This is a genomic window from Streptomyces sp. NPDC001507, assembly GCF_042894765.1.
GTDB lineage: Bacteria > Actinomycetota > Actinomycetes > Streptomycetales > Streptomycetaceae > Streptomyces.
The window spans coordinates 128,950-144,108 of the sequence record NZ_JBIAVV010000006.1 but is presented as its reverse complement, the minus strand read 5'-3'; the positions used below and the strand labels follow the sequence as shown (position 1 = coordinate 144,108).

10 protein-coding genes are annotated in these 15,159 nt (G+C 72.2%); 5 read left to right on the top strand and 5 right to left on the bottom strand.

Features of this window, described 5'->3' with window-relative positions; genetic code table 11:
* The first annotated feature begins 177 nt into the window (after positions 1 to 177).
* The 5 genes from ACFY0K_RS20655 to dnaK all read left to right on the top strand — a co-directional run bounded on the left by ACFY0K_RS20655 (position 178) and on the right by dnaK (position 7,774).
* Positions 178 to 2,238, top strand: a complete 2,061-nt coding sequence (locus tag ACFY0K_RS20655; protein ID WP_390641057.1) for an alkaline phosphatase family protein — start codon at positions 178 to 180, stop codon at positions 2,236 to 2,238.
* Between the two features lie 188 nt (positions 2,239 to 2,426).
* Positions 2,427 to 3,488 carry an ATP-binding protein gene (locus ACFY0K_RS20650; protein WP_390641056.1) on the top strand — a complete coding sequence of 354 codons (1,062 nt, stop codon included), beginning with the start codon at positions 2,427 to 2,429 and terminating at the stop codon, positions 3,486 to 3,488.
* Positions 3,485 to 5,284 (top strand): hypothetical protein, encoded by a 1,800-nt coding sequence (locus tag ACFY0K_RS20645; protein WP_390641055.1) that lies wholly within the window; start codon positions 3,485 to 3,487, stop codon positions 5,282 to 5,284. The genes ACFY0K_RS20650 and ACFY0K_RS20645 overlap by 4 nt, the downstream gene beginning before the upstream one ends.
* A gap of 66 nt (positions 5,285 to 5,350) precedes the next feature.
* Entirely contained in the window at positions 5,351 to 5,776 is a 426-nt protein-coding gene (locus ACFY0K_RS20640; protein WP_352357578.1) for an OsmC family protein, read from the top strand.
* 141 nt (positions 5,777 to 5,917) lie between these two features.
* Positions 5,918 to 7,774: a molecular chaperone DnaK gene (gene dnaK / locus ACFY0K_RS20635; RefSeq protein ID WP_390641054.1), complete on the top strand. Its 1,857-nt coding sequence runs from the start codon at positions 5,918 to 5,920 to the stop codon at positions 7,772 to 7,774.
* 115 nt (positions 7,775 to 7,889) lie between these two features.
* Here the strand turns inward: dnaK and narI are convergent, their stop codons facing one another.
* From narI to ACFY0K_RS20610, 5 genes are all read right to left on the bottom strand, one after another.
* Positions 7,890 to 8,612, bottom strand: coding sequence for a respiratory nitrate reductase subunit gamma (gene narI, locus ACFY0K_RS20630; protein WP_390641053.1), 723 nt, complete (start codon positions 8,610 to 8,612; stop codon positions 7,890 to 7,892).
* On the bottom strand, positions 8,609 to 9,103 hold the full coding sequence (gene narJ / locus ACFY0K_RS20625) for a nitrate reductase molybdenum cofactor assembly chaperone (protein WP_390641052.1): 495 nt from the start codon (positions 9,101 to 9,103) through the stop codon (positions 8,609 to 8,611). Before narJ ends, narI begins: the two co-directional genes overlap by 4 nt.
* A complete protein-coding gene (gene narH / locus ACFY0K_RS20620) occupies positions 9,103 to 10,707 on the bottom strand; it encodes a nitrate reductase subunit beta (protein WP_390641051.1) in 1,605 nt (534 codons plus the stop codon). The genes narJ and narH overlap by 1 nt, the downstream gene beginning before the upstream one ends.
* Positions 10,707 to 14,219: a nitrate reductase subunit alpha gene (locus tag ACFY0K_RS20615; protein WP_390641050.1), complete on the bottom strand. Its 3,513-nt coding sequence runs from the start codon at positions 14,217 to 14,219 to the stop codon at positions 10,707 to 10,709. The genes narH and ACFY0K_RS20615 overlap by 1 nt, the downstream gene beginning before the upstream one ends.
* A 78-nt stretch (positions 14,220 to 14,297) precedes the next feature.
* Entirely contained in the window at positions 14,298 to 15,113 is an 816-nt protein-coding gene (locus tag ACFY0K_RS20610) for an SAM-dependent methyltransferase (RefSeq protein ID WP_390641049.1), read from the bottom strand.
* Positions 15,114 to 15,159: the final 46 nt, after the last annotated feature.

Genomic DNA, 15,159 nt, shown 5'->3' with positions numbered 1-15,159 from the left:
GCCGAGCAGCGAAGCCGCGACCTGCCGGCCGGTCAGACGCGGACACGGCACCGCACAGCCTTGTCGGGCGGTGCCGAACGCACCTTGACCGACCACTTCCGGCCCGCGCCCGTGTGACAGTGTTGACGCGAGCAGACCCGCATCCGGCGGGGGCGCGGACGTGAGGTCGGTGGGGGCGTGCGGTGGCGGCGGGTCGTCAGTCAGGCCGGGCGGAGCGTCACGGTGTGGGCGGTGTCCACCGTCACCATGCTGGTCCTCGCCGGCCTCCTGCCCGACTTCCAGCTCCAGTCACCCGACGGTGACAGCGCCACCCGCATCGCCATGACCGCCGCCCTCGGTGCCGGCGCCTTCGGTGTGCTCTCGGCCGTCGTCTGGCCCCTCCTCGTACGGCTCCTGCTGCTCGTGCCCGCCCTCGTCCTCGGCCTGCTGGTCTTCTTCCTCAACGGTTCCCTGCTCCTCGTCGCCCTGCGCATCAACCCCTCCGGGCAGAGCGAGGCCGCGCCGGAGACCGCCGTGATCGTGGCCGCCGTGATGTCCGCCGTCGCCTCCGCCACCGGCGGTGCCCTCGCCGTCCGCGACGACGACGCCTACCGCCGCCGGCTCTCCCGGCTCGCCACCCGCCGCCGCAGCTCCCACCCGCCCTGCCGGGCCACCCCCGGCACCGTCTTCCTGCAGCTCGACGGCGTCGGCCACGACGTCCTGACCGCCGCCGTCGCCAAGGGCCTGATGCCGACCGTCGCCGGCTGGCTGGGCGCGGGCCAGGCCCAGCCCACCCACCGGCTCACCCCGTGGCGCACCGACTGGTCCAGCCAGACCGGAGCCAGCCAGCTCGGCATCCTGCACGGCTCCAACTTCGACGTCCCCGCCTTCCGCTGGTACGAGAAGGACAGCCGCGAGGTGATGGTCTGCAACCGGCCGACCAGTGCCGCCGAACTCCAGCGCCGGGCGGTCGAGCGCACCGCCGACGGGGGGCTGCTCTCCCTGGACGGCGCCAGCCGCGGCAACCTCTTCAGCGGCGGCGCCGACGAACAGGCCCTGGTCCTGTCCATAGCCACCCGCCGCCGCGGCCGGGAGAACCGTTCCCGCGCCGGTTACTTCGCGTACTTCGCCGACCCGGCCAACGCCGTCCGCACCGCACTCTCCTTCTTCGCCGAGGTCGGCCGCGAGATCGGCCAGTCCACCACGGCCCGGCTCCGCAAGCAGCGCCCGCGCGTCAAGCGGGGCGGCCTCTACCCCTTCGTCCGCGCCTTCGCGACCGTCGTCGAACGGGACGTCGTCGTCGCCGCGGTCATGGGCGACCTCCTCGTCGGCCGCACCGCCGTCTACGCCGACCTGGTCGCCTACGACGAGGTCGCCCACCACTCAGGACCGCACAGCCGGGACGCGGAGAAGGTGCTGCAACGCCTGGACCGTGCCCTCGCCCTGATCGAGAAGGCCGCGGAACACGCCCCGCGGCAGTACCGGATCGTCGTCCTCTCCGACCACGGCCAGAGCCCCGGCGAGACCTTCCACACCCGCTACGGACTCGGCCTCGGCGACCTGGTCAGGGCAGGCTGCGGACTGCCCGTGCCGCGCAGGGCCGAGCGCACCCACAGCGGCACGGAGGCGCGGGCCGCCGTCCGAGCGGCGCTGCGCAGGCCGGTCGAGGAGGGCGGCGAGAAGCACCGGCCGACCCGGCACTCGGAGCCGGTCGTGCTCGCCTCCGGCAACCTCGGCCTGATCTCCTTCCCGGACGTGCCGCACCGCATGACCAAGGAGGAGCTGGACGCCCGCCACCCCGCGCTGCTCACCACGCTCGCCAACCATCCCGGCATCGGGTTCCTGCTGGTGCGCAGCGAGGAGCACGGCGGGGTGGTGCTCGGCGCGTACGGCGCGGAGATCCCGCTCGACCGGCTGGACGGCCCTGCGGGGCCGCTGGCCGTGTTCGGGGCGGGCGCCGCCGATGCGGTGCGGCGGACGCACTCCTTTCCGCACACCGCCGACATCATGGTGAACTCGTGGTACGACCCGGAGAGCGGGGAGGTGCTCGCTTTCGAGGAGCAGATCGGGTCGCACGGAGGGCTGGGGGGCGCGCAGGGGCGGCCGTTCCTCCTGTCACCGGTCTGTGTTTCCGAGCCGGCAGGGGACAGAGAAGAGCTCGTGGGAGCCGAGGCCGTGCATCGAGTGCTGCGGCGGTGGCTCCAGGAGGCGGATGGGCCGCAGGTTCCCTTGTCTGCGGAGGGTGAGAGGGCTGCGTAGTTCGTTCACTGCGGGTCGGTGGGGGGCTGGTCGCGCAGTTCCTCCCCCAGCCTTCGGCCGGGGGTACCCCCAGCGCCCCTTACGGGGCGCTGCAGGCGAGCCCTCCGGAAATTCAGCTGCGTTCGCCATGCCCCCGGCTCACACTGTTCGAGTCGCACATCTCTCGAACACCCCCAAGGAGCAGCCTCTTGCAGGCAGCCGTGACCGTCACCCCCTCCCGTATCCCCGAACTCCTCCTCGGTCTTGCCACCGTGCGGCCCGTGTTCATCTGGGGGGCGCCCGGGATCGGGAAGTCCTCCCTGGTGCGGGAGTTCGCCGAGTCGCTCGGGCTGGAGTGTGTGAGTCTGCTGGGTACGCAGCTCGCGCCCGAGGACCTGATCGGTGTTCCGCAGATCCGGGACGGGCGGTCCGTGTTCTGTCCGCCCGAAGCGATCGCCCGGGACGAGCCCTACTGCCTCTTCCTCGACGAGCTGAACGCGGCCACGCCCGACGTGCAGAAGGCGTTCTACTCGCTGATCCTCGACCGGCGCATCGGGAACTACGAGCTGCCCAAGGGCTCGATCGTCATCGGCGCAGGCAACCGGGCCACCGACAACGCCCTCGCCCGGCCCATCGCCTCCGCGCTCGTCAACCGGCTGGCCCACGTCCACCTGGAGGCCTCCGCGCACGACTGGCTCGCCTGGGCCGGGGCCAACGGCATCCACCCGTGGATCCTGGACCACCTCACCGACCGGCCCGACCACCTGTGGTCCAAGCCGCCGAAGACCGAGGAGCCGTTCTCCACCCCGCGCTCCTGGCACATGCTCTCCGACGCCCTGCACTCCTTCGGCCGTGACCTGGACGAGGACACGCTGAAGGTACTGGCGCACGGCACGCTCACCCCCGCCCACGCCACCGCCTTCTGCGGATACGTCAAGATCGTGCGCAGCCGGTTCGGGATCGAGGCCATCTTGAAGGGGGACGCGGGCTGGCCGCCCCGCATCGAGGACCGCGACCTGCTCTACTACCTCGCCGAGTCCTTCCGGGGACGACTCGTCAAGGAACTGCCCGCCGACAAGGAGCACATGTCGGCGAACGGCCGGCAGACCGCCTACCGCGCCAAGTCGCTGCTGGTGCAGCTGGCCGAGATCTCCGTCGAGGTCGCCCAGACCGTCATCGCCTCCGACGCCGACGGCAACCCGGTCCTGCCCGCCTGGTTCCTGATCGAGGCGGCCCGGGACATGCCCCGGCTGGTGGAGGCCCGGCGATGAGCCGGGCCACCGCAGCGCACAAGAAGAAGGACCCGGCCGCCGAGAACTTCGCGGCCGGTGTCGAGCTGCTGCGGGCCAACCCCGCCCTGCGGGCGGTGGAGTTCACGATCTGCCGGCACGAGAAGTGTGAACTCGCCCCCCGCGAGGGGCTGGTGCGCGCGGACTCCGACGGGGTGCTGCACGCGCACGCCACCCGGCGGGCCGAACCCGCCGAGTGGGCCTGGGCGTTGGCGCACTGCACCATCCATCTCGGTTTCGGGCACCTCCCGGCCGCCACCGGGCCGCGTGACCAGCCCGACCGCTACGACCTCGCCGCCCGCTGCACCGTCGTCAACCGCTTCCTGGAGACCTTCCCGGTCGGCGAGGCCCCCGGCCACCTGCCCGCCTCCTACCCGGAGGGCGACGAGGAGCGGCTCGCCGCCGGCTGGCGCCGGACCGGTGGCATCCCGGCGGCGTACGAGCGCGGAGGGACGAACGGCGGCGAGCCCGACCAGCTCCTCCTCTCCTGGAACAAGTGGGCCGGCCAAGTGCCCGACTGGCAGGTGGGGTTCGCGCACGCGCTGACCCGCACCATGTCCCGGGCGATGGACCTGGCCGGCGGCCGCCGCACCTCCATGTCCGGGCCGCCCACTCCACTGCGCCCCTGGGAACAGGCGCTGCGCTGGTTCGTCTCCTCCTACCCGCTGCTCGGCGGCATCGCGGCCGGCATCAAACTCGTCGCCGACGCCGAACTGGCCCGCGCCCACGACATCTCCGTCGCCGCCGTCAACCCCGAGGCCGGCGAGATCTACGTCAACCCGCTGCGGACCATGGACGACGAGGAGTGGCGGTTCGTCCTCGCCCACGAGATGCTGCACGCCGCCCTGCGCCACGGCGACCGCCTCGGCGCCCGCGACCCCTACCTCTTCAACATCGCCTGCGACTACGTCATCAACGGCTGGCTGGTCGAGATGCGCGTCGGCACCATGCCCGAAGGGCTGCTGTACGACGCCGGGCTGAAGGGGCTGTCGGCCGAGGAGGTGTACGACCGGATCGCCGTCGACCTGAGACGGATGCGGCGGCTCGCCACCCTCCGCGGCAAGGGACGCGGTGACGTGCTGGGCGCGCCGCTCGGGCCGCCCGGCGCGTACGTCGACCTCGACGAGTTCTACCGCCGCGGGCTGAGTCAGGGGCTCGACCTGCACCAGACGCAGGACCGGGGCCTGCTGCCCGGCGGACTGGTCGAGGAGATCCGCGCACTCAGCCATCCGCCGCTGCCCTGGGACGCCCGGCTCGCCCGCTGGTTCGACGAGTTCGTGCCGCGCCCGGAGGCCGTACGGTCGTACGCCCGCCCCTCGCGCCGGCAGTCGTCCACCCCGGACATCCCGCGCGCCGGCCGGTACTTCCCGCCCGAGGAGGTCGCCCGCTGCACCTTCGGCGTGGTCCTCGACACCTCGGGCTCCATGGACCGCACCCTGCTCGGCAAGGCCCTCGGCGCGATCGCCTCCTACGCCGAGGCCCGTGACGTACCCGCCGCACGTGTCGTCTTCTGCGACGCGGCCCCGCACGACGCCGGCTACCTCCCGACCACCGAGATCGCCGGCCGGGTCCGCGTGCACGGCCGCGGCGGGACGGTCCTGCAGCCCGGCATCGACCTGCTCCAGCGCGCCGACGACCTCCCGCCCGCCGCGCCGGTCCTGGTGATCACCGACGGCTGGTGCGACGTCCTGCGGGTGCGCCGCGAGCACGCCTACCTGATCCCGGACGGACGTCGCCTGCCGTTCACCCCCCGTGGGCCGGTCTTCCGGGTGCGGTGAGCCCTGATGTGATCGGATGGGGCGAGCGAACCGGTTCATTCGCCTTCATCGCCGAAAGGAACAACCGTGGCTACCACGCGCACCGCACACACCGTCTGGGAAGGCAGCCTGACCGAGGGCAACGGTGTCATCACCTTCGACTCCTCCGGTATCGGCGAGCAGCCCGTCACGTGGGCCTCGCGCTCCCAGGAGGCGAACGGCAGGACCAGCCCCGAGGAGCTGATCGCGGCCGCCCACTCCAGCTGCTTCTCCATGGCGCTGTCGCACGCCCTGACCGGTGCCGGCACCCCGCCCACCAAGCTGGTCACCAACGCCGACGTCACCTTCCAGCCGGGCACCGGCATCACCGGCATCCACCTGACCGTCGAGGGCACCGTCCCCGGCCTGGACGCGGACGGCTTCGTCGCCGCCGCCGAGGACGCCAAGAAGAACTGCCCGGTCAGCCAGGCCCTGGCCGGCACCACGATCACCCTGGACGCGAAGCTCGCCTGACCGTCCCGCCCGCCGCGCTGCCGCGCACCCCTCGTCCGAGGGTGCGCGGCAGCGTCGTTCCCGGGGTACCCGGCATTGACAACAGCTCGCTCAAGTTTTGTGCTGGAGTCGGGGAAGCGCCCGGGCGGAAAGGGGACGGACATGGCACGTGCGGTCGGTATCGACCTCGGTACGACGAACTCGGTGGTGGCCCTGCTGGAGGGCGGTGAGCCCACCGTCGTCGCCAACGCCGAGGGGGCGCGCACCACGCCGTCGGTCGTGGCCTTCGCGAAGAACGGCGACGTGCTGGTCGGCGAGGTCGCCAAACGGCAGGCGGTGACCAACGTGGACCGCACCGCGCGCTCGGTCAAGCGGCACATGGGCGACGCGGCCTGGCGGTTCCCGGAGAGCGGAAGCGTCGACGGCACCCGCTTCCGGGCCCAGGAGCTCTCGGCGCGCGTGCTGCAGAAGCTCAAGCGGGACACCGAGGCCTACCTCGGCGAGGACGTCACCGACGCGGTGATCACCGTGCCCGCGTACTTCGACGACGCCCAGCGGCAGGCCACCAAGGAGGCCGGGGAGATCGCCGGGCTGAAGGTGCTGCGGATCATCAACGAGCCGACGGCCGCCGCGCTGGCCTACGGCCTGGACCGGGGCGAGGAGCAGACCGTCCTCGTCTTCGACCTCGGCGGCGGCACCTTCGACGTGTCGCTCCTGGAGATCGGCGACGGCGTGATCGAGGTCAAGGCCACCAACGGCGACACGCACCTGGGCGGCGACGACTGGGACCAGCGGGTCGTCGAGCACCTCGTGAAGCGGTTCAAGGGGCAGTACGGCGTCGATCTCGGCAACGACAAGATGGCGGTGCAGCGGCTGCGCGAGAGCGCCGAGAAGGCGAAGATCGAGCTGTCGTCGTCGACGGAGACGTCGATCAACCTGCCGTACATCACGGCCTCCGCGGAGGGGCCGCTGCATCTGGAGGAGAAGCTGACGCGGGCCCAGTTCCAGGAGCTGACCGCCGACTTGCTGGACCGCTGCAAGAAACCCTTCCACCAGGCCGTCAAGGACGCGGGCGTGCAGGTGTCGGCGATCGACCACGTCATCCTGGTCGGCGGGTCCACCCGGATGCCCGCCGTCACCGAACTGGTCCGTGAACTCACCGGCAAGGACCCGCACAAGGGCGTCAACCCGGACGAGGTGGTCGCGGTCGGCGCGGCCCTCCAGGCGGGAGTCATCCGCGGTGACGTGAAGGACGTGCTGCTGCTCGACGTCACCCCGCTGTCCCTGGGCATCGAGACCAAGGGCGGCATCATGACCAGACTCATCGAGCGCAACACCACGATCCCGACCCGGCGTTCGGAGATCTTCACGACCGCGGCCGACAACCAGCCCTCGGTGGGCATCCAGGTCTACCAGGGCGAACGCGAGATCGCCGCGTACAACAAGAAGCTGGGCGTCTTCGACCTCACCGGCCTGCCGCCCGCACCGCGCGGGGTGCCGCAGATCGAGGTGGCCTTCGACATCGACGCGAACGGGATCATGCACGTCTCGGCGAAGGACCTGGCGACCGGCCGCGAGCAGAAGATGACCGTGACCGGCGGCTCCGCGCTCCCCAAGGACGACATCGACCGCATGATGCGGGAGGCGGAGCAGTACGCCGAGGAGGACCGCAAGCGGCGTGAGGCCGCGGAGACCCGGAACCAGGCCGAGCAACTCGTCTACCAGACGGAGAAGTTCCTCCGGGAGAACGAGGAGCGGGTGCCGGGCGCCACGAAGTCCGAGGTGGAGGCGGCGATCACCGAGCTGAAGGCGCTGCTGGAGCGGGACGCCGACACCGGGGAGCTGCGGCGGGGGGTGGAGAAACTGGCGAGCGTGAGCCAGCAGATGGGGCAGGCCATGTATGCCAGTGCCTCCAGCGGTTCGGCCGAGGAACAGCGGGCGCCCGAGGCCGGCGAGGAGGAGGGTGTGGTGGACGCCGAGATCGTGGACGACGAGAGGGACCGGGGTGCGGCCGGGTGAGGCACCACCGGGCTGCGCCGTCGTGGCTGAGCGCCGTTGCGGCGGGAAAAAGGCCTGGTTGTGGGCGGAGAGAGTTCGGTTGCGGCCGGAAGGGCGTGGTGGCGGGCGGAAGAGATCAGTTGCGGGTGGTCTCCCGGCCCCGGCGTTCCGGGCGGGGGCCCGACTGGCGGGGATCCCTCGACCGGTACACCACGTACGGGCGGAACAGGTACTGGACCGGGGCGCTGAACATGTGGACCAGGCGGGTGTACGGGATCAGGGTGATGAGGAGCATGCCGATGACCGCGTGGACCTGGTGGAGGACCGGGACGTCCGCCATCAGGGCTGTCCTCGGCCGGAGGGTGAGGAGGCTGCGGGCCCAGGGGGCGATGGTGGCGCGGTAGTCGTAGCCGTCGCCGGCGGTGCGGCTCAGCTTCGCGGTCATGCCCAGCACCATCGCGGCGATCAGGACCAGGTACATGACCTTGTCGTTCGCCGTCGTGGCGCCCGGCACGGGGACCCGGGTGCGGCGGCGGTACACGAGGAGGGCCAGTCCGGCCACCGTGAGGACGCCCGCGAGCGTGCCGCCGTAGAGGGAGAACAGGTGGCACGTGTGCGCGTCGACGCCGAGCGACCGGGTCCAGGACGCCGGGACGAGCAGGCCGACGAGGTGGCCGGCCAGGACGAACAGGATGCCGTAGTGGAAGACGGGGGAGGCGGTGTCCAGCAGCCTCGACTCGTGGACCTGGGAGGAGCGGCTGGTCCAGCCGCACCTGTCGTGGCGGTAGCGCCAGGTCAGGCCGGCTACCAGGAGGGCGCAGGCGATGTAGGGCAGGGCGCCCCACAGGAAGGTGGTCATGGGCGCACTCCGCCGGGCGGGGCCGGCAGGGCGGCGCAGACCGCGTCCAGGACACACGCGTACGGGGTGCCGAAGTCGGTGAGCCTGCCGCGCAGTTGCGCCAGGCAGTCGCGGTGCTCGGTGAGCAGGTCGGTGTTGCCGGTGCGGGCCGTGAACTCCAGGACGGCGGGGAGGAAGTCCGGCAGTTCCTCGCCGGCGAACTCCATCCCGTACGCCTTGTAGATGTCCTGGAAGCGGCCCAGGGACATGTCCCGGCGCCGGGTGTCGCCGTCCCGCCACCAGCTGAGGTAGAGGCTGTGCCGGTTCTTGAAGTCGAAGACCTGCACGTAGTGCGCGGCCAGCTCCTGCGGTGGGGTCACCGTCGCATGGTCGGTGAACTCCCGCAGTTGCGGGGCGGCTTCGCGCAGCAGCGGCAGCCGGGCGACGAAGTCGTCGTCCGGGTAGGTCAGACAGAGCGCCGCCGCCTGGTAGAACACCGCGTCCGAGGGCATCAGTCCTCCTTCGCCTCGTCGGGAGTGCCGGCGGTCTGCCGTCTGCGCAGACCGTGGAAGTTCTGCACCGACACCACAGGGAGCAGTTTCCGCCCCGAGTCCTGGCCGAAGGGGCCGTCGCCGCCCATGCCCGGGCCGCCGTCGAAGTCGAGGCTGCACCCGTCGGGCAGCGCGGACTCCTCCAGGCGGCGGGCGTCGCCGACGGCCGCCGTCGGGATCACGTACCGGTCCTCGTGCCTGGCGATCGCCAGCAGCCGGTACATCGCCTCGATCTCCTCCGGCCGCATGCCGACCGCGCGGCCGATCGCCGGGTCCGGCTCCTCGCCCAGGTTGAGCGCCCGCATGTGGGAGCGCATCGCCGCGAGCTTCTCCAGGCAGGCGCGGACCGGGGCGGGGTCGCCCGCGCTGAACAACTCGGCCAGGTATTCGAGCGGGATGCGCAGGGTGTCGATCGCGGCGAACAGGTTGCCGGCGTCCTCGCCGTCGTGACCGGTCTCGGAGAGCGCGTCCACGACGGGGGACAGCGGCGGGATGTACCAGACCATGGGCAGCGTGCGGTACTCCGGATGCAGCGGCAGCGCCACCCGGTACCTGCTGATCAGCGCGTGGACCGGGGAGCGGCGGGCCGCCTCCGTCCAGTCGTCCGGGATGCCCGCCGCCGCGCAGGCCCGCCGCACGGCCGGGTCCTCCGGGTCGAGGAAGACGCCCAGCTGGGCCTCGTACAGCGCCTTCTCGTCCGCGGTCTCGGCGGCCGCCGTCACCCGGTCGGCGTCGTAGAGGACCACCCCGAGGTAGCGCAATCGGCCCACGCAGGTCTCCGAGCAGACCGTGGGCAGACCGGCCTCGATCCGCGGGGAGCACAGCGTGCACTTCTCGGCCTTGCCGGTGGTGTGGTTGAAGTAGACCTTCTTGTACGGGCAGCCGGTGACGCACATCCGCCAGCCCCGGCACCGGTCCTGGTCGACCAGCACGATGCCGTCCTCGGTCCGCTTGTACATCGCCCCGGACGGACAGGAGGCCACGCAGGACGGGTTCAGGCAGTGCTCGCAGATGCGGGGCAGGTAGAACGTGAAGGTCTGCTCGAACTCGAACCGCACCTTGTCCGAAGCCTGTTGGCGGGCGCGCGCGACCAGCGGGTCCGGGTCGCCGTGGGCGGCGGCAGCGGCCAGGCCGTCGTCCCGGTTCGCGGACCACTCGATCTTCATGGGCTTGCCGTCGGGCTGGGAGACCGGGCGGGCCACCGGATAGCCGTCGCCGAGCGGGGCGTCGGTGAGGTTGCGGTACTCGTACGTCCAGGGCTCGTAGTAGTCCTTGATCTCCGGGAGCCTGGGATAGGCGAAGATCCCGGCCAGCTTGTGCAGCCGGCCGCCCGCCTTGAGCTTGAGCGCGCCCCGCCGGTTCAGCTCCCAGCCGCCGCGCCACCGCTCCTGGTCCTCGTAACGGCGCGGATAGCCCTGGCCGGGGCGGGTCTCGACGTTGTTGAACCAGACGTGCTCCATGCCCCGCCGGTCGGTCCATGCCTGCTTGCAGGTGACCGAACAGGTGTGACAGCCGATGCACTTGTCGAGGTTCATGACCATCGCGATCTGGGCCATCGGGCGCATCAGTGCTCGACCTCCTGGGCACGGCGCCGGATCACCGTCACCTCGTCGCGCCGGCTGCCCGTCGGGCCCGGGTAGTCGCAGGACCAGGACAGCTGGGCGTAGCCGCCGATCAGGTGCGAGGGCTTGAGGATCGGCCGGGTCAGCGGGTTGTGGATGCCGCCGCGCACGCCGGTGGCCTCCGCCTTCGGGACGGCCACCGTGCGCTTCTGGGCGTGGTGCAGGTAGACCGTGCCGGCCGGCATCCGGTGCGAGACGACCGCGCGGGCCACCACCACGCCGTTGCGGTCGTCCGCCTCCACCCAGTCGTCGTCCCCGACCCCGATCGTGTCCGCGTCCTGCGGGGACATCCAGATGTTCCGGCCACCCTGGGAGAGCGCCGGCATGAACAGGTTGTCCTGGTACGCGGAGTGGATCGACCACGCGCCGTGCGGGGTGAGTTGGCGGACCGTCACCTCGCGCTGCCCGTCGGGGCCGACACGCGGTTCGCCGACCAGCTTGTTCATGTCCAGCGGCGGCCGGTAGACGGGCAGTGCCTCGCCGAGCTCGTGGACCCAGTCGTGGTCGAGGAAGAAGTGCTGGCGGCCGGTGAGCGTGTGCCACGGCTTGAGGTGCTCGGTGTTCAGGGTGAACGCCGTGTACCTGCGGCCGTCGGACCCGCTGCCCGACCACTCCGGCGAGGTGATCACCGGGACCGGCGCCGCCTGCGTGTCGGCGTAGGTGACCCGCCTGCCCTCGTGCTCGGCGGCCAGGTGGGCCATCTCCTGCCCGGTGCGCTGCTCCAGGGTGCGGAAACCCTGGGTGGCGAGGCGGCCGTTGGTGGTGCCGGAGAGCGCGAGGACGGCGTCGGCCGCCTTCACCGCCGTGTCGAGCGAGGGACGGCCCTCAAAACCGACCCCGTGCGACTCCCGCAGCCGCGCGACCTCTTGGTCCGGGCTGAGGACGATCCCCTTGGCGGGCAGCCCCAGCTCCTCCACCAGCGGACCGAGCGCCGCGAACCTGCCGCCGATCGCCGTGTAGTCCCGCTCCACCACGCTCAGGTTCGGCATGGTCTCACCGGGCACCGGCTCGCACTCGCCGCGCTTCCAGTCCCGTACCACCCCGCCGGGCTGGGCGGTCTCGTCCGGGGTGTCGTGCTGCAGCGGTACGGCCACCAGGTCCCTGCGCACCCCGAGATGGCGCACGGCCAGCCCGCTCAGCCGCTCCGCGAGCGCCTTGAAGATGTCGAAGTCGGTGCGCGCCTGCCAGGGCGGTTCCACGGCCGGGGTGAAGGCGCGCACGTAGGGATGCATGCCGGTGGACGACAGGTCGTGCTTCTCGCCCCAGGTGGCGGCCGGCAGTACGACGTCCGACAGCAGGGTGGAGGAGGTCTGCCGGAAGTCCAGGGAGAGCAGCAGGTCGAGCTTGCCCTCGGGCGCCTCGTCCCGCCAGGTCACGTCCCGGGGGCGCTGGTCCGGGGATGCCTCCTCGGCACGCAGGGAGGAGGGCGTGCCGAGGAGGTGCTTGGTGAGGTACTCGGCGCCCTCCGCCGAGGAGCCGAGGAGGTCGGCCCGCCAGAGGGTCAGGACGCGCGGCCAGTTCTCCGGGGCGTCCGGGTCCTCGCACGCGAACTTCAGGGTCCCCGTCTTGAGCCCGGCCACCGCCGCGGCCACCGGGTCACCGGGCACCTCGCCCAGTTCGAGAGGGTTGCGGTCGAAGGTCGGGTACGACGGCATCCAGCCCGCACGGGCCGACAGCGCCAGGCAGTCGGCGCCGGTCATCCCGGCGAACCTGCCCGCACCCAGGGGTGAGGCCAGGACGTCGGCGCCGAACCGGTCGTAGCGCCACTGGTCGGTGTGGAGGAACCAGTAGGCGGTGCCGGTCATCTGGCGCGGCGGCCGGGACCAGTCGCCGGCGGACGCCAAGCCGGCCCAGCCGGTGACCGGGCGGCACTTCTCCTGGCCGGTGCAGTGCGCCCAGCCGCCGCCGTTGCGGCCCTGGCAGCCGGTGAGTTGGAGCAGGGCCAGGAAGGCGCGGTAGATGGTCTCGGCGTGGAACCAGTGGTTCGTGCCCGCGCCCATCAGGATCATGCAGCGGCCCTTGGAGCGCTCGGCGGTCCGCGCGAACTCCCTCGCGATCTTGATGCACTTGGCGGCCGGGACCGAGGTGTGCCGCTCCTGCCAGGCGGGGGTGCCCGGGGCGTCGGCGTCCGCGTAGTGGGTGGGCCAGCCGCCCGGCAGCCCGTGCCGCCACACGCCGTACTGGGCGAGCAGCAGGTCGTAGACGGTCGTCACCAGCGGGCCGTGCGCGCCGCCGAGGCGGGTCGCCGGGACCCCGCGCCGCAGGACGTCCCCGCTGCCCCGGCCGTGCTCGCCGCCGTCGGTGTCGAAGCGGGGGAGCAGCACCTCCACCCCGGCCGCGACCCAACTGCCGTACAGGGTCAACTGTGGTTCGATCGCGCCGAGTTCCAGGTTCCAGCGGCCCTTGCCCGAGTCCGTCCAGCGGAAGCCGAGGGAGCCGTTCGGGACGACCGCGCGGCCGGTGGCGGCGTCCAGGACGACCGTCTTCCACTCGGCGCCCTCGCCCTGCTGCCCGAGGTCGGTGGCGCGCAGGAACTTGCCCGGCACGTACGCGCCGTCCCGCTCGGTGAGGGTCACCAGGAACGGCAGGTCGGTGAACTTGCGTACGTAGTCCGCGAAGAACGGCGTCTCGCGGTCGACGAAGAACTCCTTGAGGACCACGTGGCCCATCGCGAGGGCCAGCGCGCCGTCGGTGCCGGGGTGCGGGTGCAGACACTCGTCGGCGAACCTCGCGTTGTCCGCGTAGTCCGGGGAGACCACCACCACCTTCTGGCCGCGGTAGCGGGCCTCCGCCATCCCGTGCACGTCCGGGGCGCGGGTCACCGGGCCGTTCGAGCCCCACATCATCAGATAGGCGGCGTCCCGCCAGTCGCCCGACTCCGGTACGTCCGTCTGCTCGCCGAAGACCTGCGGCGAGGCCACCGGCAGGTCCGCGTACCCGTCGTGCCACGACAGCATCGGGGCGCCGATCAGGGAGTGGTAGCGGGCGCCGGCCGCGTGCGACACCATCGACACCGCGGGGGTGGGGGAGAAGCCCGCGATCCGGTCCGGGCCGTACGTCTTGATCGTGTGCACCTGCGCGGCGGCGACGATCTCCAGTGCTTCGTCCCAACTCGCCCGCACCAGGCCGTCCTTGCCGCGCGCCCGCTGGTAACGGTGGCGCCGCTCCGGGTCGTTCTGGAGGGCCGCCCAGGCCAGCACCGGGTCCCGCAGCCGCCGCTTGGCCTCCCGGTACATCTCCAGGAGCACGCCCCGGACGTACGGGTGGCGCACCCGGGCCGGCGAGTACGTGTACCAGGAGAGCGCGGCCCCCCGCGGGCAGCCGCGGGGCTCCTCCCGGCCGCCGGTCAGGGCCGCGCTGGGCAGACCGGGGGCGGGCGTGCCCGGCCGGAAGAACCGGGCGGCGCTCAGCAGCGCCGCGCCCGGCTCCTTCGGCGGTGTCCGCGTGTCGGTCACGTCCGCTCCCTTGCTCACCCGTCGCTTCGACGCTAGGGGCGGGCTCGGGAACGCACCTGTTCAGGGCGGCCGGACGGGTCAGACCTTGCGGGCGACCCCGCCGTACACCGGCACGATGCCCTCCGCCTGGCCGGCCACGTCCTCCGGCTCCGGACGCCAGCCGGAGACCGGGATCACCCCCGGGCCGAGCAGCTCCAGGCCGTCGAAGAAGCGGTGGAACGCGGGCAGCGAGCGCGGGTGGAAGGGCGTACCGCTGCGCCGGAAGTTCGCGGCCGCCTGCTCGACCGCCTCCGGGCTGAGGTCCGGGGTGACCTGGGACAGGATCAGATGGCTGCCGGGGGCGAGCGCGTCGACGTACCCGCGCAGCAGGCCGTACACGTCGTCGCCGTCCGGGTCGTCGTCGAGGTAGTGGGTCAGCGCCACCAGCGACAGCGAGACGGGCTCCGCGAAGTCCAGGGTCTCGGCGGCCCGGGCCAGCAGGGTGCCGGTGTCCCGGACGTCGGCGTGCACGTACGCGGTGCTGCCCTCCTCCGTGCCGCGCAGCAGCGCCTCCGCGTGACGCAGCACGATCGGGTCGTTGTCCGCGTACACCACCTTCGACTCCGCCGCCACGCCCTGTGCCACCTGGTGCAGGTTCGGCTCGGTCGGGATGCCCGTGCCGATGTCCAGGAACTGCCGGGTACCGGACTCGGCGACGGTCCGCACGGCCCGCTGCATGAACCGGCGGTTGGCCCGCGCCCCGCGCAGCACCGTGCCGTCCACGGCGAGGATCCGCCGGGCCAGCTCCTCGTCCACCGGGTAGTTGTCCTTGCCGCCCAGCCACCAGTCGTACACCCGCGCCGGATGCGGCCGGCTCGTGTCGATCGAGGTCGGGGCGGGCTCGGGTGCGCTCACGGTCTGTGCTCCTCGGATCAGGGTCTGTCGGTCGCGGTACTCCCGC